Raw genomic sequence first — 5,373 nt, forward strand, 5'->3', positions numbered from 1 at the left:
ACTTACTACAACCACAAACGGATTAAGTCCAAATTAAAAGGCATGAGCCCGGTAAGATACCGGGAACATGCCGAAAAAGCAGCCTAACGAAATATACTGTCTAACTTTATGGGGTCACTTCATTATAGGCAGCCTCACTAATTAACTATTTAAGCACCTCATTAATTCATGACGTTAAACAATCCATCACTTGTAATGTCATCAAAATCTATTCATCATCCTCGTTGTCATAATTGACTACATAGACATTTCCAGTTGCATAATCACATCTAAGATCCCATTCCCATGAAGCATTAAACCGTTTGTGAATTGGTAACCAAACATCGTATTTTAATCTCTGAATACTCTCTACTTTAGCTAAGAAACGATCTAACTCATCAATGGATGAGCATTGTAATGTTGTTGAATCCAAAGAGGCTTCTTTTACTTGATGATCTATAACACTCTGAATTTCCTCTTCTGTTAATTCACCAATTATGGTCCCATCTACTGGTTTATTATCTTTAATATTTTTCATTTTTATAGCTCCTTTTTTATATTGTGAGGATATTTCTATAAAATCTGTTAAATCAATACACATATACAAATCTCCATTAAAATCAGGAAGAAGATTATAGCCTATTATATATGGTACCTTTAATTTTCTAAAGACTGGAATCCAGTAATTATGACGCTCCGTTTCCCATTCATTAAAACGTGAAGAAATGTAGTCCGTGAAGTGATTATTATTTTTTACAAGTTCATTTKCTTTAATTAAAGCATATTTCTTACAAACTATTTGGGTTACTTTTTGAATTGTTTCTTCGATATCTTCTTGAGGAAGTTTTGCTACAATACTTCCGTATTTAAGAGCGAAATTAATCATTTTTCTCCTTTCATCTTCTTCTTTAGTCCGTTCAGAATTCATCAGGAGACTCGACTGAATAGCCTCGAGTTTTAAGTAAGTCGATAATACTGTTTTCACCGGCTAAGTGTAGGGCACCTACTACGACGAAATATGTATCTTCGTCATCTGCATTTAGAAACTTTTCTATTTTATCGGTCATCAATAAATCTCTTTCGTCTATCGCTAATTGATCAGACCCTTCCTCCATATCTCTCATTTGAGCTACCGCGTCTGTGTTGCCTGAACGCCAAACACGAATCAATTGGGTTAATTCATCTTCATATATATCCATTGAGTCCAGTGTCAATTCCAGACTTTCGATTTGCTCCTCTTCAGGGGCTGAACTAATCGATGCAATCTGACTTTCGATAGATTCCAGACTTATGATTGGTATATTGTTTTTATTTGCACTCATAAGGAAGTGTTTGTCTACCCCATCATCACCAGTCAAATCTGATTTTCCTAAAGCTACTTCAGAGAGCATCATCGAAACAAGCCATGGTTGAAATTGATTGATCATTTCTTCAGTCAAGCCCAACTCTGATAAATAGCCAACTACTTCATTGAAAACCTTCTCTTCTAGAACGTCAGAGAGGGCAGTGCCATCTTGATACACTCCTTGCTGCATCATGGTCTGCGAGACTTCAAGTTGATCAAGATTCTCTATATCTACTTCAACAGCTAAATGATCGGCTTCCTCAAATGCGACATCAATCTTATTGTTAAGTGGATACATGGTTTGTTCTCCTATATGAATGGATCCTAGTAAATACACTGTTTGATTATCTTTTTGAACTCGGTAAAAGACACCTTCTGAAGGACCATCGTGTTCCTTGAATGACAGTCTCGAGCGAACATGAACCTCTACTCCTTTTTTCTCAAGTTTCTCCAGCACACTCCAGATAGATTCTTCCATATCACCAGTGAAATAAACGTCGCCTATGTTAACTTCTGATAAATTTTCTAACGATAATAAAGGGGATAAATCGTCGATATCATTACCTGCAACATCCAAGTAATTAAGAGAGGTTAATTTTTCAATTCCTTCAAGGTCAGTGATGCCTGTTTCAGGTGCTTCCAATGATTTAATAGATGCAAAATCATCTTTTGATACCTTTACATCTTTACTATCAAGTTCCTTTAGAACAAATGTTTCCAATGCTTTATCTTGAAAAAATTCTTCCATTTTTATCGTTTCAGATGCTGGTGAGCAAGCTGTAGAAGAAATCATGAATATTCCTAATAGTAGTATGTATTTTGATGTGTTAAGCAATAGTTCTCCCCTTTTCTAGTCTATTTCTTTTGTTATGTGTTATTTACGAATCGGGGTAGAAAAAGTTCCACGATTTGGAATAAAACATTTATTCACGCAATCACTCCATATGCTTCGGCAGCCTAATCACCTATTTTTTCACCAGCTACATTCTACTAATTTAACTTCTTGTTACTTCAGATATTGTTGGGTTTTCAAATGAAATCACGTCTATAATATGGTTGAGACAAGGAATTTGAAAATGGAGAAATTTTTCATCAGGAAATATAGCCTCTGCGATGGTCCCTAGTTTTACAAAATCCAAATATCTAGACTTTGTAAATATCCTAAATAGTTCACCTTGTGATTCTTCATATTCGTCCATTATTGTAAAAGATTCATTGATGACTGAATACGCAACATATGATTCAAAATCCATTTGAATTATTGGTGAATCTTCGTCAACGTCAATAGAGTATGAATCTATCAATATATTATCCCCTAAATTAAGGTCTTCCCTTTCATTGCTAACTTTGCATCTGTCTATGAGTATCTGTAATGAAGTTTCCTCAGGTTCAAACAGTTGATTTAAATAAATATAACCTTTCCATTCCATTAAATCTTTAAAGTCCACTCTTTCAGCCCTCCGTTATCAGTTGTTTCAAACTGATGATTCTTCTTTAACTATCCTACCGAAAACAGTCTCCGTCTAAATAGTAACTAAATTTTCATTAAATTGGAAATTAATTTTAAATTCTAATATACTTCATAGAAAAAGCTTGGTTTACAGCCAACTTAAAGAAGGTAGCTACAATCTAATGGATATGAAAAGATACTTTATTTATGACGGTGATATGGATAAACATATTACAGAATGGGGTAACAAGAGGAATCCTGTGATTTTTTGTCTTCATGGCTTAGGCAGCACAGCACTTAGTTTTATTGAGATTGCTGAAGAATTCAAAGAAGAATTTCGATTTGTTTCAATAGATGCTCCCGGACACGGTAAGACCCCTCCCTTCTTAGAAGCAGAAAAATATGAGTATCCAAAACTGGCTGTATGGATTAATAGCATCTTAGATATTCTTGAAATTGAAACATTTTATTTCTTATCTCATTCATGGGGAAGTTTTGTAGCTCTGTATTATTTGATTGAATTCCCTAAGAGAGTTAATGGAACAATCCTCATAGATGGTGGATACCAGACTAAACGTCGTGGAGAAAAATCTTTGGAACAAGAAATAACCTATTACGAAAACGATTTCGAAGAGTACATTTTTAGTAACTGGAATGATTTCTTTAGCTCTGAAAAAGCAGCTTACTCTAGGTGGTCACCTCTTTTGGAATTGGCAGTAAAAGACTTAGGCATAGAATTGGACAATAAAGTACGATGGCATGCAAGAGGAATAACGGCAAAACATATTATATTAGCCATGCACAAGCATGAAACTGAAGACATTTACGAACAATTGCCACCACAAATACTATTATTGAGGGCTACTTTACCAATACAAATGAATGATGCAAGAACAATTACTTCAAATATTTTTAAAGAGAAAGCGCTTGGCCAGATCAAGTTGATTGAGAATTCAACCCACATGTTACATTGGGATAAACCCGAAGTTGTAGTAAGTGAGATACGAAAGCAATGGTTCAACTAAGCAATTTTTCTTTATTAATTACATGTAGAAGTCGCTCTCTGAAAACGAAGGAATAAAAAGTATTTAATATGCTTACAATAAAGGTATTAAGTTTAAGGAGCTAGGTAATGTTATTATTTAAATATTATAAGGACGAGCATGGGGAGTATTTAGGAATAAGAGATGAATATGTATACTATGTTGTCATTCCTAGTACTAATAAAAAAGAGCAGATCATTACTTTATTTCACTATGCAATGGACAAAATAGAAGCTCATTACATGGAAAACCATAATGAAATACATCAAATGAAATTGTATATGACTGAAGACCCTCGTGTTGTCGAAAGAATTAATGCGGTTGCTAACTATCAAAGAATTTTTTCGATAAGTCATGAAGAATTTTTAGAGTCCTATCCTGGTTGAATAATGAGGGAACTTCCACTTCAAGGACGTTCCCTTTTTTATTTGCAAATAACCAACAAGAACTAGAAATATTAAAAAGACAATAGCATTTAATTACAAAAAAAGATCGTTTGGTGGTTAAACACCAAACGATCAACTAACTTGCAGGTTTATAAATCCTTGAAACATTTTCCCCTTTTAATTTCCCACAAGGCTTGCTTTCATTTCTTCTACAGACTCTACCTCAAATCCTAAATCGAGTAACATTTTATGGTCTTCACTTTCTTCTTGCCCAGACGTTGTTAAATAATCACCTACGAAGATTGAATTGGCCGCATATAGCCCCAATGGCTGTAATGAACGAAGGTTAACTTCTCGTCCCCCTGAAATTCGAATTTCTTTTGTTGGATTAATAAAACGGAATAACGCCAAAACCTTTAAACAATAAAGTGGATTTAAATCTTTTACTCCTTCTAATAGCGTACCATCAATCGCATGTAAAAAATTAACTGGAATCGAATCCGCATCAAGGGCTTTTAAACTGTTAGCCATATCGACCACATCTTGCTTTGTTTCCCTCATCCCTACAATGACACCTGAACATGGGGACATTCCAGATTCTTTTACCGTCTCTACTGTTTTGACACGATCATCATATGTATGTGAAGTTGTAATATTTGAATGATTGCTAGCGGATGTATTGATATTATGATTGTAACGATCTACCCCAGCTTCTTTTAGACGAATAGCTTGTTCTGGTTTTAACAGCCCAAGACATGCACAAATTTTTAATCCGTAGGTGTCCTTTATTTCTTTAACCGCATCCACCACATGATTGACATCTCTATTAGATGGCCCTCTTCCACTTGCCACAATACAGTATGTTCCTATGTTTAATTCATGTGCACGCTTTGCCCCTTCTAGAATAGTATCCTTATTAACCATTCTGTAAGTTTCAATTGGTGCTGTCGAAATAGAAGACTGAGAGCAGTAACCACAGTTTTCCGGACACAGTCCTGACTTTGTATTAATAATCATATTAAGCTTCACTTTTTTGCCATAATAGCGCTTTCTAATTTTAAAAGCAGCATGCATAAGTAACAGTACATCGTCATCTGGACATTCTAAGATTGAAACTGCCTCTAGATTTGTTATTTCCACTTCATCTAATACTCGATCTGCAAGTTCCAT

The 5,373-nt window shown here is 34.7% G+C and carries 7 protein-coding genes; 3 read left to right on the forward strand and 4 right to left on the reverse strand.

Annotated features, from left to right (window positions below; all coding sequences use genetic code 11):
* On the forward strand, window positions 1-87 hold an 87-nt coding region (locus AC1DOS_RS17575), incomplete at its 5' end, for an IS3 family transposase (RefSeq protein ID WP_477538547.1).
* A 121-nt stretch (window positions 88-208) separates the two neighbouring features.
* Here AC1DOS_RS17575 and AC1DOS_RS17580 read toward each other — a convergent pair.
* The 3 genes from AC1DOS_RS17580 to AC1DOS_RS17590 form a co-directional block, all read right to left on the reverse strand.
* Window positions 209-907: a hypothetical protein gene (locus AC1DOS_RS17580; RefSeq protein ID WP_477538542.1), complete on the reverse strand. Its 699-nt coding sequence runs from the start codon at window positions 905-907 to the stop codon at window positions 209-211.
* Window positions 897-2,159, reverse strand: coding sequence for a TraB/GumN family protein (locus AC1DOS_RS17585; protein WP_477538543.1), 1,263 nt, complete (start codon window positions 2,157-2,159; stop codon window positions 897-899). The genes AC1DOS_RS17580 and AC1DOS_RS17585 overlap by 11 nt, the downstream gene beginning before the upstream one ends.
* A 160-nt stretch (window positions 2,160-2,319) precedes the next feature.
* Window positions 2,320-2,772 carry a hypothetical protein gene (locus tag AC1DOS_RS17590; RefSeq protein WP_477538544.1) on the reverse strand — a complete coding sequence of 151 codons (453 nt, stop codon included), beginning with the start codon at window positions 2,770-2,772 and terminating at the stop codon, window positions 2,320-2,322.
* Window positions 2,773-2,962: 190 nt separating this feature from the next.
* Here AC1DOS_RS17590 and AC1DOS_RS17595 point away from each other — a divergent pair, with 190 nt between their 5' ends.
* Together AC1DOS_RS17595 and AC1DOS_RS17600 are read left to right on the forward strand one after the other, a co-directional pair.
* A complete protein-coding gene (locus AC1DOS_RS17595) occupies window positions 2,963-3,799 on the forward strand; it encodes an alpha/beta fold hydrolase (RefSeq protein ID WP_477538548.1) in 837 nt (278 codons plus the stop codon).
* Between the two features lie 107 nt (window positions 3,800-3,906).
* Window positions 3,907-4,203, forward strand: coding sequence for a hypothetical protein (locus AC1DOS_RS17600; RefSeq protein WP_477538545.1), 297 nt, complete (start codon window positions 3,907-3,909; stop codon window positions 4,201-4,203).
* A 177-nt stretch (window positions 4,204-4,380) separates the two neighbouring features.
* On the opposite strand, the gene bioB is transcribed toward AC1DOS_RS17600, so the two are convergent.
* A partial coding sequence (gene bioB / locus AC1DOS_RS17605) for a biotin synthase BioB (RefSeq protein WP_477538546.1) occupies window positions 4,381-5,373 on the reverse strand: 993 nt, incomplete at its 5' end.

Source organism: Paenisporosarcina sp. P5_A11, from assembly GCF_056400705.1.

What these genes read in the sequence shown, in the direction of transcription:
- AC1DOS_RS17595 (WP_477538548.1), top strand. Translation starts at nt 2,963, where the DNA reads ATGAAAAGATACTTTATTTATGACGGTGATATGGATAAACATATTACA.
- AC1DOS_RS17600 (WP_477538545.1), top strand. Translation starts at nt 3,907, where the DNA reads ATGTTATTATTTAAATATTATAAGGACGAGCATGGGGAGTATTTAGGA.